Raw genomic sequence first — 26,411 nt, 5'->3', positions numbered from 1 at the left:
GTGACGGAGTCACTCGGGTTTTGTCCGGCGACCGAGCAGTTGGTAAATGGCGTCGGTGACGGTGAGACCTTCGTGACACACCTGGTGCACTGCCTCGGTCAACGGCATGTCGACACCGTACTTCTGCGCGAGCGCGCGCACCGATGAGCAGGACTTGACGCCTTCGGCCACTTGACCATTGGTCGCTTCCTGCGCCTCGGCGATCGACTTGCCTTCTCCGAGGCGACTGCCGAAGGTCCGGTTGCGGGACAGCGGCGACGAACAGGTGGCCACCAGGTCGCCGATGCCGGCCAACCCGGCCAACGTTTCCGGACGGGCCCCGAGTGCGACACCGAGTCGAATGGTCTCGGCCAGGCCCCGGGTGATGATCGACGCGCGGGTGTTGTCGCCCAGACCCACACCCGACGCCATGCCGCAGGCCAGTGCGATGACGTTCTTCACGGCCCCCCCGACCTCACATCCGACCACATCGGTGTTGGTGTACGGCCGGAAATATTTGGTGCTGCAAGCCTTTTGAATCTCACGAGAACGAACCTCATCGGCACACGCCACCACCGTGGCGGCCGGTTGCCCCATGGCGATCTCTCCCGCCAGGTTCGGACCCGACAACACCGCCACCCGATCGGGACTCGCTCCGGTCACCTCGATGATGACCTCACTCATCCGCAGTAGGGTGCCGGTCTCGATGCCTTTGGCCAACGACATCAGCGTCGCGGTGTCACTCAGATACGGAAGCCATGACTGCATGCTCGAACGCAACGACTGCGACGGCACCGCACACACCACCAGATCCGCGCCACCGAGCGCCTCTGCCAGATCGGCACTGGCGCGCAAACCCTCGGGCAACGGCACATCGGGGAGGTAGTCGGGATTGGTGTGCGTCGAGTTGATGGCGTCGGCCAACTCGGCCCGCCGCGACCACAGGATCGTCGGGGTGCCGGCCTCCACCAAGACCTTGGCCATCGCTGTGCCCCATGAACCCGAGCCCATGACGACCGCGCGCATAACGCCACCCACCCTCTGTCTCCTCGGCTGTCCGGTCTCTCCGCGACGATCCAAGCCTAGAGGGCGGTGCCAAGGCGGGGTACCTTTTCACCCCGGCACGGGCGCCGACCATGATGGACCTCATGGAGACGCGCCCGGTCGCAGTTGTCATTGCGGTCAAAGAACTGAGCGCGGCCAAAACGCGACTGGCTCCGGCCCTCGACCGCGACGCCCGCCGCGCCCTGGTGCTGGCGATGCTCGAGGACACATTGACCGCGGTGGCCGGCACCGGACTCGAGCGCGTGGTCGTCGTGTCACCGGACCAAGCGGTCGCCACCACCGCCGGCGCGTTCGGCGCCGAAACCGTGGTCGACCGGGGTGACGTACTCAACAGAGCGTTTGCGATGGGGATCGATCACGCGCTGACCCGGTGGCCCGACAGCCGAATCCTGGTGCTGCAGGCCGATCTCCCTGCTGCGACTCCGGCCAGCCTGACCGCAGCCGTCGAGGAGTCGGCACCGCTGCCGTCGTCGTACATCCCCGACCATGCCGGGACCGGCACCACCGCACTGTTTCTCGATCTCAAAGGTCCACACGCTGCCGACTTCCTGAAGTTCGGGGCCGACTCGGCGCAGCGTCATTCCGACCACGGCGCCATCGATCTCACCTCCGACTCCGACCGCTGGCCGGACCTGCGGATCGATGTGGACACCGTGGATGATCTGTTGACCGCCGCCCGGTTCGGCCTCGGCCCGTCAACATCGGCGATTCTGTCCCGCCTGCGCTTGAGTGAACAAACACAAACTCCGGATTCCACACTCCGGCCGGATGGTCCATGATGGTCACGTGAGCACAACAGATGCGACGGATCAGTCGTCTCCCAACTCTTCGATGCCGACAGCACCACCCGCGGCAACCGCTCTACCCACCAGCACCACCGATCTTCCTGAAGATCGCTACCTCAATCGGGAACTGAGCTGGCTGGACTTCAACGCCCGGGTTCTGGCGCTGGCCGAGGACACCTCGATGCCGCTGCTCGAACGTGCGAATTTCCTCGCAATCTTCGCCGCCAATCTCGATGAGTTCTTCATGGTGCGGGTGGCCGGCCTCAAACGCCGTCACGAAACCGGGTTGTCGGTCCGCTCCGCCGACGGCCTGTCGCCGCGCGAACAGTTGGCTCTGATCGCCCAGCGCACGCAGGTGCTTGCCGACCGGCATGCCCGCGCGTTCCTCGACTCGGTACAACCTGCCCTGGCAGACAACAACATTCACATCGTCACGTGGGATGTCCTCACGGACGACGAACGCCGCCGGATGAGCGAGTATTTCCACGAAGTGGTTTTCCCCGTTCTCACGCCGTTGGCCGTCGACCCGGCGCACCCGTTCCCCTATATCTCCGGACTGAGCCTGAATCTGGCCGTGACGGTAAAAGATGTCGAAGAGGGCGGCGAGCATTTTGCTCGCGTGAAGGTCCCTGACAACGTGGACCGTTTTGTCCGGGTCGACCGCCTGATGCCCGCCGAGTTCCGTCACCTGTACGCGAAAACCGAATCAGCACCGGCAAAACCGCTACTCCTCCCCCTCGAGTACCTGATCTCCGCTCATCTCGACCACTTGTTCCCCGGCATGGAGATCGTTGAGCACCACGCATTCCGGATCACCCGGAATGCCGACTTCGAGGTCGAAGAAGATCGCGACGAAGATCTGCTCCAGGCACTCGAACGCGAACTCGCCCGCCGCCGTTTCGGTTCACCTGTCCGGCTGGAGATCGCCGGCGACATGACCGAGCACATGCTCGAATTGCTCCTGCGCGAACTTGATGTCGATCCGGAAGACGTGATCGAGGTGCCCGGCCTTCTCGACCTCTCGAGCCTTTTCCAGGTCGCCGGAATCGATCGCCCCGCGCTCAAGAACCCACCCTTTGTCCCGGCCACCCACCCGGCTTTCGGCGAACGCGAAACCCCCAAGAGCATCTTCGCCACGCTGCGTGACGGCGATGTCCTGGTGCACCACCCCTACGATTCCTTCTCCACTAGCGTGCAGAGGTTCATCGAACAGGCAGCCGCTGATCCCGATGTCCTCGCGATCAAGCAGACGCTCTACCGCACCTCCGGCGACTCCCCGATCGTCAACGCCCTCATCGACGCGGCCGCGGCCGGCAAACAGGTGGTGGCACTCGTCGAGATCAAGGCGCGCTTCGATGAGCACGCAAACATCAAGTGGGCCAGGCAGCTCGAACAGGCCGGCGTACACGTGGTGTACGGACTCGTCGGACTGAAGACACATTGCAAAACGTGTCTGGTGGTCCGGCGTGAGGGTTCGACCATCCGCCGCTATTGCCACATCGGAACGGGCAACTACAACCCCAAGACCGCGCGGCTCTACGAAGACGTCGGCTTGTTCACGGCCGCACCGGATATCGGTGCCGACCTGACCGACCTGTTCAACACGCTCACCGGATACTCACGGAAAGTCGAGTACCGCAACCTGCTCGTCGCCCCTCACGGCGTCCGGGCGGGCATCGTCGACCGCATCGCTGCCGAGATCGAGCGGGCCCAAAGCGGACATTCCGATGCCCGAATCCGCTTGAAGGCCAATGCGCTCGTCGACGAACAGGTCATCGACGCGCTGTACCGGGCGTCGCAGGCCGGCGTTCCGGTCGACGTGGTTGTCCGCGGCATCTGCGCGCTGCGCCCCGGCGTTCCGGGGTTGAGCGAGAACATCACGGTGCGGTCCATCCTCGGTCAGTTCCTGGAGCATTCACGCGTCTTCCACTTCCAGTCGATCGACGAGTTCTGGTTCGGCAGCGCGGACATGATGCACCGCAACCTCGATCGGCGGGTTGAGGTGATGGCTCAGGTTCGCGACCCGCGACTCACCCGCGAACTCGACTACGTCTTTGCCTCGGCGATGGATCCGACCACCCGCTGCTGGACACTCGGGGAGAACGGTGGCTGGACGGCGTCACCGGCCGCGGGTGAGGAAGTCCGCGATCATCAGCGCCAGATGATGCGCCGCAACCGCCGCCGGGCCGACCTGAGCCAATGAGCAAGTCCGCAAACGGCAACGGCGCAGTCGTGTACGCGGCCGGCGGCGTTGTCTGGCGCGAAAACCCGGCCGGGGACGTCGAGGTCGCCCTCGTGCACCGTCCCCGGTACGACGACTGGACACTCCCCAAGGGAAAGCTCGAGGACGGGGAAACCTTCCTCAGTGCCGCCGTCCGCGAGATCCAAGAGGAAACGGGCTATCACGTCCGGCTCGGCAGGCACGTGCGGATGGTCAGCTACGACCTGCGCGGCCCCGGCCGCAAGCACGTTCACTACTGGTCGGCGGAGTATGTCTGCGGCGAGTTCGCACCCAATCACGAGGTCGACGAATTACGTTGGCTACCAATCGAATCCGCGGATTCGCTGATCTCGTACCATCTGGACCGAAAGGTCCTGAAGTCGTTTCAGACACTGCCGGCAAAGCTCGACATCGTGCTGTTGGTGCGCCATGCCAAGGCGGGCCGGAAGTCCCGTTACAAGGGTGACGACCGGCTGCGCCCCCTCGAGAAGGTGGGACGAGCCCAGGCCGAGGCCCTGTTGTCGCAGCTGTTGTTGTTCGGCCCCACGCACGTCCACTCAGCAGATCGGGTGCGATGTGTACAGACCGTCGCACCCCTCGCCGATGAACTCGATGTCCGTGTCGAAGAGGAGCCGGCGCTGACCGAAGAGTCCTATGCCGACGATCCGAAGGCCGGTCGCCACCGGATTCGAGAGATCGGACAGTCGGCCGGGATTCGCGTCGTGTGCAGCCAGGGCAAGGTGATTCCTCACTTGCTCAAATGGTGGGCCGCACAGGACGAGGTGAAACTTCCGGCGGCGCGCAACCGGAAAGCAAGTTTCTGGGTGCTCTCGCTGCACGACGGAAAGCTCGTCGCCGCCAACCATATCGACAGCCCGATGGGTTAGCTGCCGATAACCGATATGCCTGCAGCGCCAAAAAACCCCGGTGGAGGGAAGGTCCACCGGGGTTTTTCGTGTGTACGTCAACGCTTCTTGGCGGGAGCTGCCTTCTTCGCCGGAGCTTTCTTGGCGGGTGCGGCCTTCTTCGCCGGTGCAGCCTTCTTGGCGGGAGCCTTCTTGGCGGGTGCGGCCTTCTTTGCCGGTGCAACCTTCTTGGCGGCAACCTTCTTGGCCGGTGCGGCCTTCTTGGCTGCGGTCTTCTTGGCCGGTGCGGCAGTGGCAGTTGCACTGCCACGCTTGACGGCCGGGCCCGAAGCGCTCAGCTTCTGTTTGCCGGCGACGACAAGCTTGAATTGTGCGCCCGGACGGAATGCCGGTACCCACGTCGGACGTACCTTGACGGTTTCGCCGGTGCGCGGGTTGCGAGCAACCCGAGCAGCGCGACGACGCTTCTCGAAGACACCGAAACCGGTGATCGTCACGCTCTCACCCTTGTTCACCGCCCGCACGATTGTGTCGACGATGTGCTCGACGGCATCTGTGGCCGTACGGCGATCGGTCCCCAACTTCTTTGTTAGTTCATCGATGAGCTCTGCCTTGTTCATGGATTCAACCTCCGCAAACTGTTGACCCACTTTGGGCCATCTAAATGAATACGGTAAACGTCAAATCGCAAAACGTCCACGATACGCGCCAAACTCGCTCGGCGTGGCGAAAGGTATGCCGTCTAACAGGTTACGGCTGCGCCTCCGTTCAGCTCCCCGAAGCGGGCTCCGGCAGGGTCTTCGGTTTCCATACGGGCCTTGCCTTTTCATACTCAGAAATGGCTTCGACCTGCCGCAATGTCAATCCGATGTCGTCCAGACCCTCCATCAGACGCCATCGCGTGTACTCATCAATTGCGAAGGGCACCACTAGGTCCGCTGCGGTGACCGTCTGATCTTCAAGGCTCACCGTCAATTCCAGTCCGGGCTGCTCCTCGAGCCGTTTCCAGATCAGTTCGACGTCAGCCTGGTCCACCTGAGCGGCCACCAAACCGGCTTTTCCGGCATTGCCGCGGAAGATGTCGGCGAAGCGGGACGAGATCACGACCCGAAATCCGAAGTCCGATAACGCCCAGACCGCATGCTCGCGAGACGATCCGGTGCCGAAGTCGGGACCAGCCACCAAGACCGAGCCATGGTTGTACGGCTCGACATTCAGGATGAAGTTCGGGTCGTTGCGCCAGGCGCTGAAGAGACCGTCCTCAAAGCCGGTGCGAGTCACCCGCTTCAGGAACACCGCCGGGATGATCTGGTCGGTGTCGACATTGCCCCGGCGCAGTGGCACACCGATTCCGGTGTGGATGTTGATCGGTTCCATCGTCAATTCTCCTTCTCGTCCGCGCTCAGACCGCGGGAACTGGATCGGTCAGGTCGGTCGGGGCGGAGAGGCGTCCCCGGATTGCCGTGGCAGCGGCCACCGCCGGTGACACGAGGTGGGTTCGGCCTCCCTTGCCCTGCCGCCCTTCGAAATTGCGGTTCGAGGTCGATGCGGACCGGTCGCCGGGTGAGAGCTGATCCGGGTTCATTCCCAGGCACATCGAGCATCCGGGCTGCCGCCACTCGGCGCCGGCCTCCTCGAAGATGTCGCCGAGACCCTCGGCTTCGGCCTGCAGTCGAACGCGAGCCGACCCGGGAACGATCAGCATCCGAATGCCGTCGGCAACGTGACGGCCCTCGAGAACCTCGGCCACCGCGCGCAGATCCTCGATACGACCATTTGTGCAGGAGCCGACGAAAACGGTGTCGACCTCGACCTCACGCAGCGGCATACCGGGGGTCAAATCCATGTACCGCAGCGCCTTCTCGGTCGCCTCGGCTTCCGCCGCATCGGCGATCTTGGCGGGGTCGGGCACCGAAGCACCCAGCGGCAAACCCTGTCCCGGATTGGTTCCCCAGGTGACAAACGGCGTCAGCGTGGTCGCGTCGATATGGACCTCGGCGTCGAAGACCGCACCGTCGTCGGTACGCAATTGACGCCAGTTCTCCACCGCGGCATCCCAGTCGGCGCCGGTGGGCGCATGCGGGCGCCCCTTGACGTAGTCGAACGTGATGTCATCGGGTGCAATGAGCCCGGCCCGGGCTCCGGCCTCAATCGACATGTTGCACACGGTCATTCGGGCCTCCATCGAGAGCTTCTCGATGGCCGTGCCGCGGTACTCGAGGACATATCCCTGGCCACCGCCGGTTCCGATCTGCGCAATGACTGCCAAAATGAGATCTTTGGCGGTAACGCCGGGCGGCAGCTCGCCGTCCACATTGATCCCCATCGTCTTGAACGGGCGCAACGACAACGTCTGCGTCGCCAGGACGTGCTCGACCTCAGATGTACCGATACCCATGGCGATCGCCCCGAACGCACCGTGCGTGGACGTGTGGCTGTCACCGCAGACGACGGTCATACCCGGCAACGTCAGACCGAGCTCCGGTCCGATGATGTGGACGATGCCCTGATTGACATCCCCCATGGAATGCAATCGGATTCCGAATTCTTCACAGTTCTTGCGAAGCGTGTCGACCTGCAGTCGCGAGACGGGATCGGCGATGACCTTGCCGATGTCGACCGTGGGCACGTTGTGGTCTTCGGTCGCGATCGTCAGATCGGGGCGTCGCACCGGACGATCCGCAAGACGCAGACCGTCGAATGCCTGGGGGCTCGTCACCTCATGGACGAGGTGCAGGTCGATGTAGATCAGGTCGGGTTTGCGTCCGGCACCCTCACCGTCACCACGCACCACAACATGTTCTTCCCACACCTTTTCGGCCAAGGTCATTGGACGTTCGGTCATCATGATCACCAAATTTCTTCTTCTTACGAGATGGGCTGGCATCTCACTATGCGAGAGCATAGTATCGGCTTGTGAGAAATGATACCGCATCGGCAGTAGTCAGCGGGATAGGTGTTCTGGATAAATCCGTCGCTGTCCTGCACGCCGTCGCCGAGGGGCCGTGCAACCTGAATGAGCTGTGCACGCGGACCGGATTGCCACGGGCCACCGCGCACCGGCTCGCCGTCGGGCTCGAAACCCACCGCTTGTTGGCGCGCAATGTATCCGGACTGTGGTGCCCGGGCCCCGCGCTCGGCGAACTCGCCGCAGGGGCCACCGACACGGTGCGCGAGGCCGCCGGGCTGGTGCTGCCCAGACTGCGGGAGATAACCGGAGAAAGCGTGCAGCTCTACCGCCGAGAGGGTGCGGACCGGATCTGTGTCGCCGCCATCGAGCCGCCGTCGGGGCTCCGGGACACCGTCCCGGTCGGAGCCCGGCTGCCGATGAACGCCGGCTCCGGGGCGAAGGTCCTCCTCGCCTGGGCCGACCCGGCCACGGCCCGGCTCCTCCTGGGTGAGAACGGCTTCAGCGAACGGACACTGCTCGAGGTCCGCCGCCGGGGTTGGGCGCAGAGCATCGGCGAGCGCGAGCCGGGTGTCGCCAGTATCTCGGCGCCGGTACGCGACAACGCCGGCGAAGTGATTGCGGCGATCTCGGTCTCCGGGCCGATCGACCGCATGGGCCGGCGGCCGGGATCACGCTGGGCCGCCGACCTACTGGCCGCAGCGGATGCGATCAACAAGCGGCTCTAGAGTCGCGAGTCTGAAGTTTCTTGCGCGGCTCTAAGGTGAGTAGCGAGAATCACATCATCGAAAGACATTGACCTGCCATGGCCTCCGAGTCGCCCGGTAGGGACTGCGAAAGGACACCGATGGGAACCAACGAGCGCGGCAAGATCGTGATGAGCGACGAAGAGATCGACGACTTCATCATCCGCAGTCGCACCGCAACGATGGCAACGGTGTCCGCGCAGGGCCGTCCCCACCTCGTGGCCATGTGGTACGGCGTCATCGATGGCGAGATCTGGTTCGAGACGAAGGCGAAATCACAGAAGGCCGTGAACATCCGCCGCAATCCGACGTGCACGGTGATGATCGAGGACGGCCTCACCTACAACCAGCTTCGTGGTGTGTCCATCGAAGGGACCGGCGAGATCCTCGACGATCCGGACTCGATCCTGAAGTGCGGCATCAGTGTGTGGGAACGCTACAACGGCCCCTACACCGACGAGATGCGCCCATACGTCGATCAGATGATGAACAAGCGGGTTGCGGTCCGCATCAAGGCCGACCGCGTCCGCAGCTGGGACCACCGCAAGCTCGGACTCCCCGAAGTACCACTCGCCGGAACCACGGCGGAGTTCCTGGCGAAGTAATCGCCTACGCCAACGGCCCTCACATCCATCGGATGCGGGGGCCGTTGATGTTTGGCGGGTCAGGAGTCGAGCTTTGCCGCGATCTCCTCGATGATCGGATCATCGTCGTCGGCGGCCTCGATCTGTTCGCGCCACCCGGTCAACGTGCGGTGCCGCTCCTCGACATCGGCCACACTCGCAGGCGCGGTCTCCCCCGACGACGCCAGGTCCGGCGACGCCGATTCGATTTCGAGATCCAATTCGGCGAGCAACTCGTTCTTTGTCGTCTTTTTGGTCATCGGACAATGCTGCCCCTCCGCTGCCGGTTGGTTCAACCCTGAATTGATACGTGGCCTCGCGGACGGCGTTCGCACCAGCGCCGCCGGGGGCCTGAGGTTGTCACCGCTGGGGTGCGTCAGCCAGCCGGCCAGAGGGGGCGACGACGGACGCCCGCGCGCATCACCTCGGCATCACGCGGGGCCACATCGTCGAGCATGCGGCCGGCGCCGATCAGGTTGTGCATCTCGCTGAAGAATGCGTGCCGACAGGTGATGTGCAATGCGGTCACCCGGACAAGAAAAAACCCTCCTCCCGCGATGCAGGAGAAGGGTTTTCGTTGTAGCCCCGACGGGATTCGAACCCGCGCTACCGCCTTGAGAGGGCGGCGTCCTAGGCCGCTAGACGACGGGGCCAGAACTGACACAGTATTACTCTGTTGTCGCTGGGGTACCAGGACTCGAACCTAGAATGGCGGTACCAGAAACCGCTGTGTTGCCAATTACACCATACCCCATTCGGTGCTCTTCCAGCGGCTTGTGGCTGCTGGAAAAGCGCCGAGAAAGAGATTATCAAACCCTGCGCCCGAACCTGTAATCGCCAGGTCAGAGGGACTTTTTTATGCGATTGTCGCGCGTGCGGCCCGCAGGCGGTCCAGGCTCCGCTGGGCCCCGAGGAGCTCCAGCGACTCGAACAGCGGCGGGCTGATGTGCGACCCCGTCACCGCCACCCGAACCGGACCGAACGCCTTGCGCGGTTTGAGTTCGAGCCGCTCCACCAACGCTTCCTTGAGCGCGCTTTCAATGGCCTCAGTCGTCCACTGAGGCAATGCCGACAGCGCTTCGATGGTCGCGTCGAGAACGGGCGCCGAATCGGCTCCGAGGTTCTTACGGGCGGCCGCCTCGTCGATGCTGAAATCGTCGTCCGACACGTAGAGGAATGCGATGAGTCCCCACGCGTCCCCGAGAACCTGGATGCGGGTCTGAACCAGATCGGCGACAATCGCCCACTGGGCATCGTCAATCGGTTCGCTCAGCAGGCCGCCGTGGACGAGGTACCCCCGCAGGCGTCCGGCGAAGTCTTCCGGGGTGAGCCGGCGCAGGTGCTCGGCGTTGATCGAGTCCGCTTTCTTCTGATCGAACCGCGCGGGATTCGAGTTCACCTTTGAGATGTCGAAAGCCGCGATCATCTCGTCGAGCGTGAAGATGTCGTGATCGTCGGCGATGCCCCATCCCAGCAGCGCCAGGTAGTTCAGCAGACCTTCGGGGATGAACCCACGGTCGCGGTGGTGGAACAGGCTCGACTGCGGATCACGCTTCGACAGCTTCTTGTTGCCCTCCCCCATCACAAACGGGAGATGGCCGAATTTCGGTGTCCCCTTGGCGATTCCGACACGGGCCAGCGCTTCGTAGAGCGCGATCTGACGCGGCGTCGACGACAGCAGATCTTCACCACGCAGGACGTGGGTGATCTCCATCAACGCGTCGTCGACCGGATTGACCAAGGTGTACAACGGATCTCCGTTGCCACGCGTGAGTGCGAAGTCGGGCGTGGTCCCGGCCGGGATGGTGGTGGTGCCACGAACCAGGTCGTCCCACGAGATGTCGCGGTCGGGCATCTTCAGCCGGACGACGGCCGGACGACCCTCGTCACGGAAAGCCTGCTTCTGCTCTTCGGTCAGGTTGCGGTCGAAGTTGTCGTAGCCGAGCTTGGGGTCGCGGCCGGCCGCCTTGTGCCGGGCCTCGACCTCGTCAGCGGTCGAGAACGCCTCGTACGCCTCGCCGGCGTCGAGGAGCTTGGCGACCGCATCGAGATGCAACGGCTTGCGCTGCGACTGGCGATACGGCTCGTGCGGGCCACCTACCTCCGGGCCCTCGTCCCAGTTCAGGCCGAGCCAGCGCAGCGCGTCGAGAATCGCCGCGTACGACTCCTCCGAGTCACGGGCGGCGTCGGTGTCCTCGATCCGGAACACGAACGCGCCACCGTGGTGCCGGGCGTAGGCGTAGTTGAACAACGCGGTACGCACCAACCCGACATGTGGCGTGCCGGTCGGAGATGGACAAAAACGGACGCGGACCTGCGATTCACTCATGCGGCCAGATTACGCGGGGGTAACAGTGCCGCGCTCACCCCCGCACCTTCAGGCGCTCTGCTGCGCCAGGAACTCGACCAGGAGGGCATTGACCTCAGCGGGCTGCTCCAGGTAGCCGTAATGGCCGGCCTTGGCGACTTCTTCGTACCGCGCACCGGGTATCGCGTCGGCGACCTCACGAGCCAGATGTGGTGGCAACGAACGATCGTCGGCAAATCCGATCACCAGAGACGGCCGGGTGATCCCGGCGTATGCCGCCAGCCGATCACCTTCACCGTCGTGCAGAGCGAGTTGCGCCCGCATACCCGGTGTCATCGTCTGTCCGGAGAACTCGATGACATCGAGCCAATCGCGCACCGAGGTGTCGTTGTCGAGTGTGTGACGAGACAGATTGAGGTGGGCGGTGATTGCCGCCTGATAGTGCGGCGGCAACGTGATCTTCTGGTCGTAGATCTGCCGTTCTCCCTCGGAGATCCACTTCTGCAGCGGCCCACTACGTCCGTACGTCGCGATCATGACGGCACACCGGACGACATCGGGCCGGGCCAACGCCAGTTCCTGAGTGACCTTGGCACCGAGCGAGGTTCCGATCACTGCTGCCGGTTCACCACCGAGAAACTCGATCAGCGCGGCGGTGTCGGCGACCATGTCGGCGATGGTGAACCCCTCGGGACATTCACTCGACGGGGCGATTCCACGATTGTCGAAGGTGACGACGCGATAGCCCGCCTTGACCAGAGCGGGTTGCTGATGGGCTTTCCAGACCCGGCCCGGGCTGCCGCTGCCCATCACCATCACCACCAGTGGACCAGATCCGGAATCTTCATAGCTGAGCGAAATCCCGTTGACCTGAGCTGTTTTCGGCGAAGGACGCACCACTACCGCCTATCGGCGACCGGATTGGTCAACGTGCCAAGGCCTTCGATGGTGACGCTCACGGTGTCGCCGGCGGCCATCGGTCCGATGCCTTCGGGCGTGCCGGTGAGGATCACGTCGCCGGGCAGCAGCGTCATCACGGCGCTGATCCATTCCACGATCTCGCCGATGTCGTGCAGCATCAGGCTCGTGCGACTGCGCTGCTTGACCTCACCGTTGAGTTCGGTGCGGATCTCGAGATCAGCGGGGTCGAGTTCGGTTTCGATCCACGGCCCGAGCGGACAGAACGTGTCGTGGCCCTTGCCACGGGTCCACTGTCCGTCGGCCGCCTGCTGATCGCGGGCGGTGACGTCGTTGCCGATCGTGTAACCGAGGATGACGCCTTTCGCCGCAGCAGCCTTGACGTCGCGGCAGGGTTGTCCGATCACGACCGCGAGTTCACCCTCGTAGTCCACGCGGTCCGACGACTTCGGACGCAGGATCGGCACCTGGGGACCGATGATCGACGTGTTCGGCTTGATGAAGATCACCGGATTCTCCGGCGCCTCAGACCCCATCTCTTGCGCATGAGCGGCGTAGTTCTTGCCGATGCAGATGACCTTGCTGGCCAGGATCGGCGCCAGCAATCTGGTGTCTGCCAGCGGCCAACTACGGCCGGTGAAGGTGGGTGTCCCAAAGGGATGTTCGGCGATTTCTCGCGCCGTGGCGGCGTCGCCGTCGCCCTCGATACTGACAAAAGCAACCCCGTCAGGGCTGGCAATTCGACCTAGTCGCATGGCCGCCACACTATCGCACCCGGCATATCCCAACAGCCGGGAGTCGGCTTGGCCCGACTCCACCATTGTTTTAGTATATGGGCATTCCGTTTCACATAATGAGACACGGAATGGAATCACGACACCGGACCCGTTGAAACCACCGAGGAGGTTCAGTAATGCCCACCGAAGCCCGCCGCTGGGCGATGCTCGCGGCCTCCCTGTTGTCCGCCATGGCAACCACCTGCGTTGTCAGCGGAGTCGCCTTCCTCATCCCCGAACTGCACCGCTCCGAAGGCATGTCGCTGACCGAGGCGTCAACTCTCGCCGCCGCACCGATATTCGGCCTGCTGCTGTCGACCTACGTCTGGGGCATCGCGCTCGACCGGTTCGGCGAACGCCGGATCCTGCTGCTGTCGCTGACCCTCACCATCGCCGCGATGACAACGGCGTGCCTGGCCAATATGTGGGATGCACCGACGTCCGTTCTGGGCCTGGCGTTGCTGGTGGGTGGCGTGACCTCGGCGGCCACCAACGGAGCCGGAGGCCGCATCGTCGTCGGATGGTTCCCACCTGAGAAACGCGGCACCGCAATGGGTGTCCGGCAGACAGCCCAGCCACTGGGCATCGGCGTCAGCGCACTGACCATCCCGGTCCTGTCCCGCGAATTCGGCGTCGGCGCCGGTCTGGCGGTACCGCTGATCGTGACGGTGATCGCCACCGTGGTCGTCCTGGTTGTCGTGGCAGACCCACCGAGGCCGTCGTCCTCGGCTTCCGGGGCACACGCAGCGTCGAATCCCTATCGCGGAAGCCAGTTCCTGCCGCGTGTGCACGGCGTGAGCATTCTGCTCGCGGTCCCGCAGAGCATGCTCTGGACCTTCGTGCCCGCCTGGCTGATCGTGGAGCACAACTGGTCTCCGCTGACGGCAGGCGTGCTGGTGACCGTCAGTCAGATCCTCGGTGCCGCCGGCCGGATCGGCGCCGGCCGTTGGTCGGATGTCTGGGGCTCACGGACCAAACCGATCCGGTTGATCGCGATCGGTGCCACCGCATCGGTGGGTCTGCTGGCCTTCACCGACTGGTGCAACAGCCCCACCGCGGCGGTGGTCATGGTGACCGCGAGCGTGATCACGGTGGCCGACAACGGATTGGCGTTCACCGCCATCGCCGAGTTCTCCGGGCCGGGGTGGAGCGGCCGCACGCTGGCGGTCCAGAACACCGGGCAGTACCTCTGGATGGCCACGTCCACACCGTTGTTCGGCATGGCGATCGGAGCCTTCGGCTATCCGGCCGCCTTCCTCATCGCCGCCGCTGCCCCGGCCGCGGCGATCGGCCTGGTCCCTCCGGACGAAGAACGCAAGGCGTTGGCCGTGGCGCCGGCGCCCTGACCCGGGCGGTCACCCCACAACGCAATTCGCTCCGCTTCCCGGCGTCTGCTCCTGTTGCAACAGGAGCGGACGCAGGGGAAGCGGAGCGAATTCTGGGGTAGGCGTCAGACCAGGGCGGCCCGGATCCGGGTTCCGATCTCTTTGGTGTTGACCGGAAGTTTTCCGCGACTCACCAGATCCGCGGCAACGGCCTGCGAGACCCGGTCGGCCTCGGTCTCGTGGCCGAGATGACGCAGCAGGAGTTCCACGGACAGGATCGCGGCCGTGGGATCGGCGATCCCCTGACCGGCGATGTCGGGTGCACTTCCGTGGACCGGCTCGAACATCGACGGATTGGTACCGGTGGCATCGATGTTGCCCGATGCCGCCAGGCCGATTCCACCGCTGACAGCGCCGGCGATGTCGGTGATGATGTCGCCGAACAGGTTGTCGGTGACGATGACGTCGTATCGACCCGGGTCGGTGACCATATAGATGGTCGCCGCATCGATGTGGTTGTAATCGACGGTGATCTCGGGGTACTCGACCGCGACCTCATCGACGGTGCGCTTCCACATCGAACCGGCAAACGTCAGGACGTTCGTCTTGTGGATCAGCGTCAAGTGCCCCCGACGAGCCTGCGCACGTTTGAAGGCATCGCGGACAACACGTTCGATACCGAAGCGCGTGTTGACGCTGACCTCGGTGGCGACCTCGTTGGGGGTTCCGACGCGGATGGCACCGCCATTGCCGGTGTACGGGCCTTCCGTGCCTTCACGGACCACCACGAAGTCGATGTCCGGGTTACCGGCCAACGGCGAGATGACGCCCGGGTACAGCTTGCTCGGCCGCAGGTTCACGTGGTGATCGAGTGCAAAGCGCATCTTCAGCAGCAACCCGCGCTCGAGGATGCCCGGGGTGACCGACGGATCGCCGATCGCACCCAGCAGGATCGCGTCGTGGCCGCGAATGGCGGTCAGATCCTCGTCGGTCAGCAGTTCACCGGTGCGGTGGTACCGCTGGGCACCGAGATCGAAGTGCGTGGGCTCGACACCCGGCAGCACCTGTTCCAGGACGGCCAGCGCTTCGCCGACAACCTCGGGACCGATTCCGTCGCCTGGGATTACAGCGAGCTTCATGACAGATCGACCTGCTTGATCAGGGTGGCGTCGACGGCCTCGCCGATGGCCGCGAGCACGGCCTCGGGAATCTGCTGACTCACCCGCAGCAGGATCGTCGCGCCGCTACCCTCGGCGTCCTGAGACAGTCCGGCGGCCTGGATGTCGATGCTGGCGTTGCCGAGCAGGGTGCCGATCTTACCCAGCGACCCGGGCTGATCTCCATAGGAGACAACAAGATTCAGGCCCTCGGCACGCAGGTCGAAGTTGCGGCCGTTGATGTTGACGATCTTCTCGACCTCGGCCGGACCCGACAGGGTGCCGCCGACGTTGAGGACTGTGCCGTCGCCGAATACCGCACGCAGGTCCACCAGGTTGCGGTGGTTCGGGCTCTCCGGAGCGGTGGTCACTTCGGAGGTGACACCCCGCTCGGCGGCCAGCGCGGGTGCGTTCACGAAGGTGACCGGATCCTCGATGACCGCGGAGAACAGACCACGCAACGCGGACAGTCCGAGGACGTCGACGGTGCGGGCGGCGATCTCACCGCGGACGTCGACGCTGAGGTTCGCCGGAACCTGACCCGACAGGGCGCCCACGAGGACACCGAGCTTGCGGGTCAGTTCGAGCCACGGCGCGACCTCGTCGTCGACTGCGCCACCGGTGATGTTCACGGCATCGGGGACGAAGTGGCCGGCCAGTGCCAGTCGCACGCTCTTCGCGACGTCGGTACCGGCGCGATCCTGGGCCTCCGAGGTCGAGGCACCCAGGTGCGGGGTCACGACAACCTGCGGGAGGTCGAACAGCGGCGAGTCGGTGCACGGCTCGGTGGCGTAGACATCGAGGCCGGCGCCGAAGACGTGGCCGGACTTGATGGCATCGGCCAGGGCCTGCTCATCGATCAGTCCACCGCGAGCGGCGTTGACGACGATGACGCCCTTCTTGGTGCGGGCCAGCTGCTCGGCACCGATGAGACCGAGGGTCTCCGGGGTTTTGGGCAGGTGCACCGAGAACATGTCGGCGCGCTCGAGCAGTTCGTCGAGGGTCACCAGCTCGATACCGAGCTGTGCGGCGCGAGCCGGGGAGACGTAGGGGTCGTACGCGATGATGTGGGTCTCGAAGGCGGCCAGACGCTGCGCGAACAGCTGTCCGATCCGGCCGAGGCCGACCACACCGACGGTCTTGCCGAAGATCTCGACGCCGTTGAACTTCGAACGCTTCCATTCGTGCTCACGCAGGGTGGCGTCGGCGGCCGGGATCTGACGAGCGGCAGACAGCAGCAGGCTGACCGCATGCTCTGCGGCGGTGTGGATATTCGAGGTGGGCGCGTTGACGACCATCACACCCCGCCCGGTGGCGGCCGGGACATCGACATTGTCGAGTCCGACGCCGGCGCGGGCGATGATCTTCAGGTTCGGGCCGGCGGCAAGGACCTCGGCATCGACCTGGGTGGCCGAACGCACGAGAATGGCGTCGGCATCCTTGACTGCCTCGAGCAACTTCGGGCGGTCGGGGCCATCGACCCAGCGCACCTCGACATCTTCGCCGAGGGCGGCAACCGTGGACTGTGCCAGTTTGTCGGCGATCAAGACGACTGGGCGGCCGGTGGGGCTCACAGTGAATTCTCCTGGGGTCGGGTAGCGCCCGGCGCTTACCGGGAGCCAGCGAAAGTGGCAACTCCAGCGATCAGCTTAGTTGCCGCCCACAGCGAACTGTTCCCGGGTATATCCGAGGAACCCGCGCGGACCTGCACGAATCGGATCCGTCGGTCCTGTCACCAGGGAAATGCCGCCTGTGAGATCGATTACGACTATCTTCCACTTAGGGCATTCCGGCGTCGGGGGAGATTCACCGGGTTGCACCATGAACGATGATTGGGGATCAGATGTTGAAGAAATTGCTTGTCGCCTGCGTGGCGCTGGCATCTGCTGCACTGCTGGTCACAGGGGGCGGGACGGCGGTCGCGGCTCCGGCGAAAGTGGCCTTGGGCGGCGGCTCGGGAATCCTGATCCTCAATGGCGGCAACAGCGCGTCGGCGTGCACGCTGACCACCATCGGCACCGACAACACCGGCACCCTCTACGGCTTGACCGCGGGACACTGCGGTGAAGGCGGACAACGGGTCGCGTCCGAGGAGTTCCAGAATCGCGGTGTCCTGGGCCGGATCACGTTCTCCAACCACAAACTCGACTACGCGATCATCGCGTTCGATTCGTCGAAGGTCGCCGCCACCCGCACGGTCGGCAACGTGACCATCCGGACCGTACAGACCACGCCCCCCGCCTTCCCCGACATCGCGTGCAAGGAGGGCCGCACCACCGGGAACACCTGTGGTGTCACCTGGTTCGCGGACGGTGTCGAGCACATCAGCCAGATTTGTGTCCTGGAAGGCGATTCGGGCAGCCCCGTGGTCGTCGGTGATCGCCTCATCGGCATGGTGAACGCCTATTACTACGTCGGCTGTATCGGCCCCGAGACGGGCACCAACATCAAGCCGATCCTCGACGACCTGCCTCTGCGCGGGGTCGCCGGATTCAAGGTGGCCTGACCCGCTCGTATCGCACTCACACCGCGCTGACCTCGGCTACGGTCGAGGCACCTGCGGCCCGTCGGGGTGCCGAGAAACGAGTCATGAGTGATCCGATCACGTATCCGCCTGCACCATTCAACCGTCGGCAAAGGCCTGCTGATCATGGCTGCGGCCGCCATTTTGACGCTGACCGGTGTGACATCTCCGGCTTCGGCGACTACCGGGATGGCCCCGCTCGGCGGCGGTTCCGGCATCGCGATCCTGCAAACCGACGGTTCGGCCGCACTGTGCACCCTCACCACCATCGGTTACGACCAGCGCGGTGAACTCATCGGCCTCACCGCCGGGCACTGCGGTGACGCCGGGTCGACGGTCCTGTCCGAGTTGTGGCCGCTACGCGGACCGGTGGGCGTCATCGATCAGGTCAACAGCGACCTCGACTACGCGCTGATCCGGTTCGACCGTTCCGCCGTGCGACCACTGAGGACGGTTGGCGGAGTCACGATCCGGTCGGTCCAGGTGACTCCCCCGCAATTCCCCGACATCGCGTGCAAGGACGGCCGGACCTCCGGCCACACCTGCGGGATCGTCTGGATCTCGGGCCACGAGGTGCACATCACCCAGATGTGCGTCATCGAAGGTGACTCCGGCAGCCCGGTGGTGGTCGGCGACCGCCTCATCGGCATGGTCAACGCCTACTTCGAGATCGCGTGCCTCGGTCCGGAGAAGGGCACCAACATCGGCCCGGTGATGCAGGATCTCCAGCGCCGGGGCGTCACCGGCTATCGCCTGGCCTGACCCCACGCGACAAAAAGGCCCCGGACCAACGGTCCGGGGCCTTTCTATGAAGTCGCTTGAGTATCAGGCGGTTTCGGTGATCGGGCGATCAACCCAGCTCATCAGGTCGCGCAGCTTCTGGCCGGTGACCTCGATCGGGTGCTCGGCGTTCTGCTTGCGCAGGCCTTCGAGCTCCTTGTTGCCACCCTCGACGTTGGCAACCAGGCGCTTGACGAAAGTGCCGTCCTGGATGTCCTTGAGGATGCCCTGCATGCGCTCTTTGGTACCCGAGTCGATGACCCGCGGGCCCGACACGTAACCGCCGAACTCAGCGGTGTCGGACACCGAGTAGTTCATGCGGGCGATGCCACCCTCGTACATGAGGTCGACGATGAGCTTGAGCTCGTGCAGAACCTCGAAGTACGCCATCTCGGGTGCATAGCCGGCCTCGACCATGACCTCGAAGCCGATCTTGACGAGTTCTTCGGTGCCGCCGCAGAGCACGGCCTGCTCGCCGAAGAGGTCCGTCTCGGTCTCTTCCTTGAAGGTGGTCTTGATGACGCCCGCGCGGGTGCCACCGATGCCCTTGGCGTAGGACAGCGCCAGAGCCTGTCCCTCACCCTTGGGATCCTGATCGATCGCGATGAGCGCGGGGACACCCTTGCCGTCGACGAACTGACGACGCACCAGGTGACCGGGGCCCTTCGGTGCAACCATGCCGACGGTGACGAACTCCGGGGCCTTGATCAGGTCGAAGTGGATGTTCAGGCCGTGACCGAAGAACAGCGCGTCGCCATCCTTGAGGTTGGGCTCGATGTCATCGGTGAAGATGCTTGCCTGAGCGGTGTCCGGTGCGAGCACCATGATCACGTCGGCCCATGCCGAAACCTCGGCCGGCGTACCGACGGTCAGGCCGGCTTCCTCAGCCTTGGCGCGAGACTTCGAGCCTTCTTTGAGGCCGATGCGGACCTCGACGCCCGAGTCGCGCAGGCTCAGTGAGTGCGCGTGACCCTGGCTGCCGTATCCGATGACCGCAACCTTGCGGCCCTGGATGATCGACAGGTCGGCATCGTCGTCGTAGAACATCTCGACTGCCACTTGACTTCCCTTCTTTGGTGAATCTCCCGGCCCTCATTGGCCAGGGATCAGTTCTGTTTTGCCTTGATTGTGTCAGCGAGCCGCGGACATGCTCTTGGGGCCACGGCCCAGGGCGACGATGCCCGATTGGGCGATCTCCCTGATGCCGTACGGATCGAGCATCTTCAACAGCGCGTCGAGCTTGTCTTGCGTACCCGTCGCCTCGACGGTGATCGAGTCGGGTGAGACGTCGATAACCTTGGCGCGGAACAGGTTCACCACTTCGATGACCTCTCCGCGGGCGGATGCGTCGGCGCGCACCTTGACCATCAGGAGCTCGCGGGCCACCGAGGTGTCGGGGTCCTGCTCGACGATCTTGATGACGTTGATCAGCTTGTTGAGCTGCTTCGTCACCTGTTCGAGGGGGAAGTCCTCGACGGAGACCATGATGGTCATCCGCGAGATGCCCTTGAGTTCGGTGGCACCGACGGCCAGCGACTCGATGTTGAATCCCCGCCGGGAGAACAGTGACGCCACCCGGGCGAGAACGCCGGGACGGTCTTCGACAAGCACGCTGAGCGTGTGGTGGGTGGTCACTTCTGCTCGCCCTTCTCGACGCTGCGGGTCATCGCCTGATGGATCTCATCGGGATGGGTGGATGCGGCTTCGTCGTCGTCGAACAGCGGACGAATGCCCCGGGCCGCCATGATCTGGTCATTGCCGGTACCGGCAGCGACCATCGGCCACACCTGCGCGTCGGCACCGACGATGAAGTCGATGACGACCGGCCGGTCGTTGATCGCGCGGGCCTCCGCCAGCACGGCGTCGACGTCTTCCTCACGCTCACAACGGAGTCCGACACAACCGAGGGCATCCGCCAGTTTGACGAAGTCCGGGATGCGCTGCGACGGATCCGCATTGTGCGTCGACAGATTGGTGTTGGAGTACCGCTCGTCGTAGAACAGTGTCTGCCACTGCCGGACCATGCCCAGGTTGCCGTTGTTGATCACGGCCACCTTGATGGGGATGCCTTCGATGGCACACGTCGCGAGTTCCTGATTGGTCATCTGGAAACAGCCGTCGCCGTCGATGGCCCACACCTCGGAGTCGGGCATACCCTGCTTGGCGCCCATGGCTGCGGGCACTGCGTAGCCCATCGTGCCCAGACCACCGGAGTTGAGCCAGGTCCGCGGGTTCTCGTACGAGATGAACTGTGCGGCCCACATCTGGTGCTGACCGACGCCGGCGCAGTAGATCGCGTCGGGTCCGGCGGTCTTGCCGATCGCCGAGATCACGAACTCGGGAGACATGGCGCCATCCGACGGGCGGTCATAGCTCAGTGGGTACGTGCGGCGAATGCCGTCGAGGTACGACCACCAGGTGCTCAGATCCGGGGCATCGGCCGTGGTCGCACGCTCGTCGCGCACCGCCTCGATCAGTTCGGTGATGACCGCCTTGCAGTCGCCCACGATGGGAACGTCCGCGTGACGGTTCTTGCCGATCTCAGCCGGGTCGATGTCGGCGTGGATCACCTTGGCGTCCGGCGCGAACGAATCGAGCATGCCGGTGACACGGTCATCGAAGCGAGCGCCGAGGGTGATCAGCAGATCGCTTCGCTGCAAACCGGCAACCGCCGCGACGGTGCCGTGCATTCCGGGCATTCCCAGGTGCTGCTTGTGGCTGTCTGGGAAAGCGCCGCGGGCCATGAGGGTGGTGACCACTGGAACGCCGGTCAGTTCTGCGAGTTCGAGCAATTCGGCCGATGCGTTGGCCTTGATGACACCGCCGCCGACGTACAGAACCGGCGACGTAGCCGCGGCGATCATCCGCGCGGCCTCCCGAACCTGCTTGCCGTGCGGCTTGGTCACCGGACGGTAGCCGGGCAGGTCGATCTGCGGGGGCCACGAGAACGTGGTCTGCGCCTGCAGGATGTCCTTGGGGATGTCGACCAGGACGGCGCCCGGACGACCGCTTTCGGCGATGTAGAAGGCCTCGGCCATCACCTTGGCGATCTCCGCACCATTTTTGACCAGGAAGTTGTGCTTCGTGATCGGCATGGTGATGCCGGAGATGTCGGCTTCCTGGAACGCGTCGGTACCGATCAGCGCCCGGCCGACCTGTCCGGTGATCGCAACCACCGGAACAGAATCCATCTGGGCGTCGGCGAGCGGGGTCACCAGGTTGGTGGCGCCGGGACCCGAGGTCGCGATGCAGACACCCACGCGGCCGGTGGCCTGTGCGTACCCGGTGGCGGCGTGACCGGCACCCTGCTCGTGGCGAACGAGGATGTGGCGAACCTGCTTGGAGTCGAAGAGCGGGTCATAGACAGGGAGGACGGCTCCGCCGGGAATACCGAATACCGACGTCACGCCGAGTTCTTCGAGTGAGCGCACTACTGCCTGCGCCCCGCTGACACGCTCGGGCGCGACCGTGCGCCGCTGCTGCGGCGCCGGTACGGCCGGGGCGCCATTGCCCGTGTTGCGCGATCCCGTTCCGCGGGGGCCTGGCCCCTGCTGGGTGCGTGCTGTTGGTGCGCTCACTGCACCTTCCCTCTACTCAGACGTGCGACCCGAAGGGGCGCAACGTCGGTGGACAACAAAAAACCCCCGACAGCGGTGCTGTGCGAGGGTGGCGCGTCGATGCTTTGTGAGTACTTCGAGTACCCGGTCAGGCGAAGACGCGCCGGCCGAGTACGAGAATCTGTTTTTGCATCACAATTAACGAGGCTAGAACTGTGGGTTCACAGAGTCAAACTCGTCCCCCACCGATCCCACATCATGGGATCGTCGGCTCAATCCGCAGGTCACGAAGCCTTGGCGCACCGGACTGTCACAGGCCACTCTTGCGGGATGGAACAATATAGGCGTGTCTGAGCCAGAAGCAATCGAGTTGCCCGCGGTGTTCCGCATCCATCCCATCTCTTATTTCGCCGTCTTCATGATGGCGGTTTCCGCACTCGTACTTGCCGGGGTTTCACTGCCCTACCTGGGCTGGACGCTTTTCGTACCGGTTCTCGCGGGAGTGTGGGTCCATCGCCTGCGCACCATCGTCACCGAGGACGGGCTCACCACACAGACATTGCGCGGACGGCGCAGCGCGACCTGGGACCAGATCTCCGGAATCCAGTTTCCGCGCTGGGGCGCGGTCCGGGCGGTGCTCCGAGACGATTCGACGCTGAAGCTCCCCGCGATCAGCTTCCGGGACCTCCCGCGTCTGTCTGCCGCCAGCAAGGGGCGAATCCCCGACCCGTACGCAGCTCAGGACGCGACGGCCGGGAGCAGCTCCGACGAGAAGACCTCCTGATCACCGTTTTGAAACAGCGCCGCGTAGCGGAGTAGCGTGAGCCGCGCAACTCTCCGCACCGCAGCCCCGGTCGGAACTGGTCGACAGTCGAGGAACCAATAGTCATGCCGCAGTTGAGGTCACGAACCACCACCATCGGACGCAACGCCTCGGGCGCACGCTCACTCTGGCGCGCCACCGGTATGACCGATGACGACTTCGGTAAACCGATTGTCGCCATTGCCAATTCGTACACACAGTTCGTCCCCGGCCACGTCCACCTCAAGGACGTCGGCGAGATCGTCGCCGCCGCGGTCCGCGCTGCCGGCGGCGTGCCTCGCGAGTTCCACACCATCGCCGTCGACGACGGTATCGCCATGGGTCACGACGGCATGCTGTACTCCCTGCCGAGCCGCGAGATCATCGCCGACTCCGTCGAATACATGGTCAACGCCCACACCGCGGACGCGCTGGTCTGTATCTCGAACTGCGACAAGATCACTCCGGGAATGCTCAACGCCGCGATGCGCCTGAACATCCCGACCGTGTTCGTCTCCGGTGGCCCGATGGAGGCCGGCAAGGCCGTCGTCGTCGGCGACACCGTTCACCCGTCGTCGGATCTGATCACCTCCATCTCCGCCTCCGCCAACGACGCCGTCGACGAAGATGCGCTGCGTGAGGTCGAACTCGCGGCCTGCCCGACGTGCGGATCGTGCTCGGGCATGTTCACCGCCAACTCGATGAACTGCCTCACCGAAGCTCTGGGTCTGGCACTGCCCGGCAACGGCTCGACCCTGGCCACCCACGAGGCGCGGCACGCCCTGTTCACCCGCGCCGGCACCGTCGTCGTCGAGGCCGCCATGCGGTACTACCACGAAGAAGACGAGTCGGTGTTGCCACGAAATGTGGCCACCCCCACCGCATTCCGCAATGCCATGGCCCTCGACGTCGCCATGGGCGGCTCCACGAACACCGTGCTGCACGTGCTGGCCGCCGCGCAGGAAGGTGAGGTCGACGACTTCGATCTCGATGTCATCGACGAGATCAGCCGTAAGGTTCCCTGCCTGTCGAAGGTCTCGCCCAACTCCGATTACCACATGGAGGATGTGCACCGGGCCGGCGGAATCGCCGCGATCCTGGGCGAATTGCGTCGCGCCGGACTCATCGACGACACCGCGAGCACCGTTCACTCCCCCACCATCGGCACCTTCCTCGACGACTGGGACATCCGCGGAGGCAAGGCCATCGACGAAGCGTTCGAGCTGTTCCACGCCGCCCCCGGTGGCGTCCGCACCACCACGCCCTTCTCGACGGCCAACCGGTGGAGCACACTCGACACCGATGCGGCCGGCGGCTGCATCCGCGACCTCGAGCACGCCTACACCGTCGAGGGTGGCCTCTGCGTTCTCAAGGGCAACCTCGCCGAGGACGGTGCCGTCCTCAAGACCGCCGGCATCGACGAGGATCTCTGGCATTTCCAGGGTCCGGCACGTGTTGTCGAGTCACAGGAAGCGGCGGTGCAGGTGATCCTGAGCAAGACCATCCAGGCCGGAGAGGTGCTGGTGGTCCGCTACGAGGGTCCCGCCGGTGGACCCGGAATGCAGGAAATGCTCCATCCGACGGCCTTCATGAAGGGCACCGGCATGGGCAAGAAATGCGCCCTGATCACCGACGGCCGGTTCTCCGGTGGTTCGTCGGGTCTGTCGATCGGGCACATCTCACCCGAGGCGGCCTCCGGTGGTGTGATCGGTCTCATCGAAGACGGTGATCAGATCCTCATCGACGTCAAGACCCGCAAGCTCGAGGTCCTCGTCGACGACGAGACCCTGGCGATGCGCCGCGCCAAGATCGAGGCCTCCGAGCGGCCCTGGCAGCCACGTGAGATCCGTGAACGCCGCGTCACCACCGCGCTGCGTGCCTACGCCAAACTCGCCACATCGGCCGACAAGGGCGCGGTCCGCAAGGTCGACTGACCCCGGCCCTTACAAACGCTCCGGAAATACGAGGACGCTCCACATATTTGTGGAGCGTCCTCGTATTTCTGGAGCGTTTGGGTCAGGGTGTGGGATTGCCCGGGGATTCGAACGGATGAGTTCCGTTGAACACGAACCAGATTGTGATCGGGACGGCGATGCCGATCACCAGCCAGATCACCGAACCGATGTATGGACGGGTCGCCCAGCCCCGACCGAAGTCGAGGGAGATGCGGCCCGGTCCGGTCAGGATGATCACCGCGGCGGCGAGCGCCACGAACAACTCGAACTCGATGCCGCCTCCGGTGTTGTCCGGGTCGGCGGCGAAGAACCACACACCGCCGGCCAGAGTTGCCTTGTAGGCCGCTGCCAGCAGCATCACACCGAGTACGGCAGAGCCGGCGATCGGTGTCAGCAGACCGACCACCAGCATCAGGCCACCGATGGTCTCCGAGAGCGCGCCGAGGACTGCGAGAGGTTTGGCGGCATCCGCGTTGAAACCGATCGCGGTGTTGGGCGTATTGATCAGGTAGTCCTCGAACCCGGACAGGCGCGGCCCGTTCCACCAACCGAACAGCTTCTGGCTGCCATGTGCCATCGCGATCAGACCGACGCCGAGCCGGAGCAGGAGCAGCCCGAGATCGAGCGTGCCGCGACGCGCCGGGACCTCGGTGACGGCCGAACCAACCGGTTCTGGTTCGGCCGGACCGCGCTCTGCAAAATCATCGTCGTCGTCATAGCGCGGTTGCGGGCCGAACTCACGGTGGAAGTCGTCGCGGTCGACCGTCCCGACCGGGATCTGCGTTGTCGAGTTCGACGGCGGTGCATCGGCGGCCCGTGTCGTCGCGACCACGTCGGTGTCCCGATCGGCGATCTCGGCCGGAACCGGATCGTTCGACTGGCGCTTGCGCATGGTCGGTATCTGCTCTGTTTCCTCGAGCTCGGTCTCGGCGTCTGAGAAACCACCTCCATCCGAGAAGCCGCGGGCTCGGTACGGCGCGTAGCCGTGCTCTCCGGTGTCCCCTTCCTCGTGTGCCCGACGCGGGTCATGTGCGCGCGTCAAAGGCAACTCGATCTGTTCGGTGGGTTCGTCGTACGGGCTCGACCCTTGGCCGTCGGGATCTCGTTTGGTCACAC

Annotated in this window: 25 protein-coding genes and 2 tRNA genes; 10 read left to right on the top strand and 17 right to left on the bottom strand. The window is 64.6% G+C overall.

Annotated elements, in window-relative coordinates; all coding sequences use genetic code 11:
- Window positions 1-9: 9 nt before the first annotated feature.
- A complete protein-coding gene (locus H290_RS0104390; protein WP_020105553.1) occupies window positions 10-1,005 on the bottom strand; it encodes an NAD(P)H-dependent glycerol-3-phosphate dehydrogenase in 996 nt (331 codons plus the stop codon).
- A 122-nt stretch (window positions 1,006-1,127) separates the two neighbouring features.
- Here H290_RS0104390 and cofC point away from each other — a divergent pair, with 122 nt between their 5' ends.
- Genes cofC through H290_RS0104375 form a run of 3 tightly spaced genes read left to right on the top strand, consistent with a single transcriptional unit; the run spans window position 1,128 to window position 4,937 of the window.
- The gene (gene cofC, locus H290_RS27780) at window positions 1,128-1,823 is read left to right on the top strand and encodes a 2-phospho-L-lactate guanylyltransferase (protein ID WP_196809496.1); all 696 of its coding nucleotides are present in this window, start codon (window positions 1,128-1,130) and stop codon (window positions 1,821-1,823) included.
- A 7-nt stretch (window positions 1,824-1,830) separates the two neighbouring features.
- The gene (locus H290_RS0104380; RefSeq protein WP_028462772.1) at window positions 1,831-4,032 is read left to right on the top strand and encodes an RNA degradosome polyphosphate kinase; all 2,202 of its coding nucleotides are present in this window, start codon (window positions 1,831-1,833) and stop codon (window positions 4,030-4,032) included.
- Window positions 4,029-4,937 (top strand): NUDIX hydrolase, encoded by a 909-nt coding sequence (locus tag H290_RS0104375; protein WP_020105550.1) that lies wholly within the window; start codon window positions 4,029-4,031, stop codon window positions 4,935-4,937. Before H290_RS0104380 ends, H290_RS0104375 begins: the two co-directional genes overlap by 4 nt.
- A 77-nt stretch (window positions 4,938-5,014) precedes the next feature.
- Here H290_RS0104375 and H290_RS0104370 read toward each other — a convergent pair whose 3' ends face one another.
- The 3 genes from H290_RS0104370 to leuC all read right to left on the bottom strand — a co-directional run bounded on the left by H290_RS0104370 (window position 5,015) and on the right by leuC (window position 7,761).
- Window positions 5,015-5,536 (bottom strand): HU family DNA-binding protein, encoded by a 522-nt coding sequence (locus H290_RS0104370; RefSeq protein ID WP_028462771.1) that lies wholly within the window; start codon window positions 5,534-5,536, stop codon window positions 5,015-5,017.
- A gap of 148 nt (window positions 5,537-5,684) precedes the next feature.
- Window positions 5,685-6,293: a 3-isopropylmalate dehydratase small subunit gene (gene leuD, locus H290_RS0104365; RefSeq protein WP_020105548.1), complete on the bottom strand. Its 609-nt coding sequence runs from the start codon at window positions 6,291-6,293 to the stop codon at window positions 5,685-5,687.
- 25 nt (window positions 6,294-6,318) lie between these two features.
- Complete coding sequence (leuC, locus tag H290_RS0104360) at window positions 6,319-7,761, bottom strand: 3-isopropylmalate dehydratase large subunit (protein WP_028462770.1); 1,443 nt, start codon at window positions 7,759-7,761, stop codon at window positions 6,319-6,321.
- Window positions 7,762-7,832: 71 nt separating this feature from the next.
- Between leuC and H290_RS0104355 the strand changes: the two genes are divergently transcribed.
- Entirely contained in the window at window positions 7,833-8,552 is a 720-nt protein-coding gene (locus tag H290_RS0104355) for an IclR family transcriptional regulator (protein ID WP_020105546.1), read from the top strand.
- A 119-nt stretch (window positions 8,553-8,671) separates the two neighbouring features.
- Window positions 8,672-9,175 (top strand): pyridoxamine 5'-phosphate oxidase family protein, encoded by a 504-nt coding sequence (locus H290_RS0104350; protein WP_020105545.1) that lies wholly within the window; start codon window positions 8,672-8,674, stop codon window positions 9,173-9,175.
- A gap of 59 nt (window positions 9,176-9,234) precedes the next feature.
- Here H290_RS0104350 and H290_RS0104345 read toward each other — a convergent pair whose 3' ends face one another.
- From H290_RS0104345 to H290_RS0104315, 7 genes are all read right to left on the bottom strand, one after another.
- Window positions 9,235-9,453: a hypothetical protein gene (locus tag H290_RS0104345; RefSeq protein WP_020105544.1), complete on the bottom strand. Its 219-nt coding sequence runs from the start codon at window positions 9,451-9,453 to the stop codon at window positions 9,235-9,237.
- A gap of 116 nt (window positions 9,454-9,569) precedes the next feature.
- Window positions 9,570-9,722, bottom strand: a complete 153-nt coding sequence (locus tag H290_RS31035) for a hypothetical protein (RefSeq protein ID WP_020105543.1) — start codon at window positions 9,720-9,722, stop codon at window positions 9,570-9,572.
- Window positions 9,723-9,773: 51 nt separating this feature from the next.
- Window positions 9,774-9,846: transfer RNA gene (locus H290_RS0104335), tRNA-Glu, on the bottom strand.
- A gap of 29 nt (window positions 9,847-9,875) precedes the next feature.
- Window positions 9,876-9,947, bottom strand: a tRNA-Gln gene (locus H290_RS0104330).
- Window positions 9,948-10,049: 102 nt separating this feature from the next.
- On the bottom strand, window positions 10,050-11,522 hold the full coding sequence (gltX, locus tag H290_RS0104325; protein ID WP_028462769.1) for a glutamate--tRNA ligase: 1,473 nt from the start codon (window positions 11,520-11,522) through the stop codon (window positions 10,050-10,052).
- 48 nt (window positions 11,523-11,570) lie between these two features.
- The gene (locus H290_RS0104320) at window positions 11,571-12,401 is read right to left on the bottom strand and encodes an alpha/beta fold hydrolase (RefSeq protein ID WP_020105541.1); all 831 of its coding nucleotides are present in this window, start codon (window positions 12,399-12,401) and stop codon (window positions 11,571-11,573) included.
- Window positions 12,401-13,174, bottom strand: coding sequence for a fumarylacetoacetate hydrolase family protein (locus tag H290_RS0104315; RefSeq protein WP_028462768.1), 774 nt, complete (start codon window positions 13,172-13,174; stop codon window positions 12,401-12,403). The genes H290_RS0104320 and H290_RS0104315 overlap by 1 nt, the downstream gene beginning before the upstream one ends.
- Before the next feature lie 158 nt (window positions 13,175-13,332).
- Between H290_RS0104315 and H290_RS0104310 the strand changes: the two genes are divergently transcribed.
- A complete protein-coding gene (locus H290_RS0104310) occupies window positions 13,333-14,541 on the top strand; it encodes an MFS transporter (protein ID WP_020105539.1) in 1,209 nt (402 codons plus the stop codon).
- A 104-nt stretch (window positions 14,542-14,645) separates the two neighbouring features.
- Here H290_RS0104310 and H290_RS0104305 read toward each other — a convergent pair whose 3' ends face one another.
- The gene (locus tag H290_RS0104305) at window positions 14,646-15,659 is read right to left on the bottom strand and encodes a 3-isopropylmalate dehydrogenase (protein WP_020105538.1); all 1,014 of its coding nucleotides are present in this window, start codon (window positions 15,657-15,659) and stop codon (window positions 14,646-14,648) included.
- A complete protein-coding gene (gene serA / locus H290_RS0104300) occupies window positions 15,656-17,251 on the bottom strand; it encodes a phosphoglycerate dehydrogenase (protein WP_028462767.1) in 1,596 nt (531 codons plus the stop codon). The genes H290_RS0104305 and serA overlap by 4 nt, the downstream gene beginning before the upstream one ends.
- 269 nt (window positions 17,252-17,520) lie before the next feature.
- Here serA and H290_RS0104295 point away from each other — a divergent pair, with 269 nt between their 5' ends.
- The gene (locus tag H290_RS0104295) at window positions 17,521-18,183 is read left to right on the top strand and encodes a hypothetical protein (RefSeq protein ID WP_028462766.1); all 663 of its coding nucleotides are present in this window, start codon (window positions 17,521-17,523) and stop codon (window positions 18,181-18,183) included.
- Window positions 18,184-18,270: 87 nt separating this feature from the next.
- Window positions 18,271-18,963, top strand: coding sequence for a hypothetical protein (locus H290_RS0104290; protein WP_020105535.1), 693 nt, complete (start codon window positions 18,271-18,273; stop codon window positions 18,961-18,963).
- Window positions 18,964-19,026: 63 nt separating this feature from the next.
- Here the strand turns inward: H290_RS0104290 and ilvC are convergent, their stop codons facing one another.
- The 3 genes from ilvC to H290_RS0104275 all read right to left on the bottom strand — a co-directional run bounded on the left by ilvC (window position 19,027) and on the right by H290_RS0104275 (window position 22,559).
- Entirely contained in the window at window positions 19,027-20,028 is a 1,002-nt protein-coding gene (gene ilvC, locus H290_RS0104285; RefSeq protein WP_196809505.1) for a ketol-acid reductoisomerase, read from the bottom strand.
- Window positions 20,029-20,112: 84 nt separating this feature from the next.
- Window positions 20,113-20,616 (bottom strand): acetolactate synthase small subunit, encoded by a 504-nt coding sequence (ilvN, locus tag H290_RS0104280; protein WP_020105533.1) that lies wholly within the window; start codon window positions 20,614-20,616, stop codon window positions 20,113-20,115.
- On the bottom strand, window positions 20,613-22,559 hold the full coding sequence (locus H290_RS0104275) for an acetolactate synthase large subunit (RefSeq protein ID WP_028462764.1): 1,947 nt from the start codon (window positions 22,557-22,559) through the stop codon (window positions 20,613-20,615). Before H290_RS0104275 ends, ilvN begins: the two co-directional genes overlap by 4 nt.
- A gap of 325 nt (window positions 22,560-22,884) precedes the next feature.
- On the opposite strand from H290_RS0104275, the gene H290_RS0104270 reads away from it, so the two are divergent.
- Together H290_RS0104270 and ilvD are read left to right on the top strand one after the other, a co-directional pair.
- Window positions 22,885-23,322 carry a PH domain-containing protein gene (locus H290_RS0104270; protein WP_231373500.1) on the top strand — a complete coding sequence of 146 codons (438 nt, stop codon included), beginning with the start codon at window positions 22,885-22,887 and terminating at the stop codon, window positions 23,320-23,322.
- A gap of 104 nt (window positions 23,323-23,426) precedes the next feature.
- Complete coding sequence (ilvD, locus tag H290_RS0104265; RefSeq protein ID WP_020105530.1) at window positions 23,427-25,274, top strand: dihydroxy-acid dehydratase; 1,848 nt, start codon at window positions 23,427-23,429, stop codon at window positions 25,272-25,274.
- Window positions 25,275-25,356: 82 nt separating this feature from the next.
- Here ilvD and H290_RS0104260 read toward each other — a convergent pair whose 3' ends face one another.
- Entirely contained in the window at window positions 25,357-26,409 is a 1,053-nt protein-coding gene (locus H290_RS0104260) for a DoxX family protein (RefSeq protein ID WP_020105529.1), read from the bottom strand.
- Between the last annotated feature and the right edge of the window lie 2 nt (window positions 26,410-26,411).

Origin of the sequence: Nocardia sp. 348MFTsu5.1, assembly GCF_000383535.1 — a bacterium.
Taxonomy (GTDB): Bacteria; Actinomycetota; Actinomycetes; order Mycobacteriales; family Mycobacteriaceae; genus Williamsia; species Williamsia faeni.
Note: the sequence above shows the minus strand (reverse complement) of the source record. Positions and strands in the feature narration are given on the sequence as shown.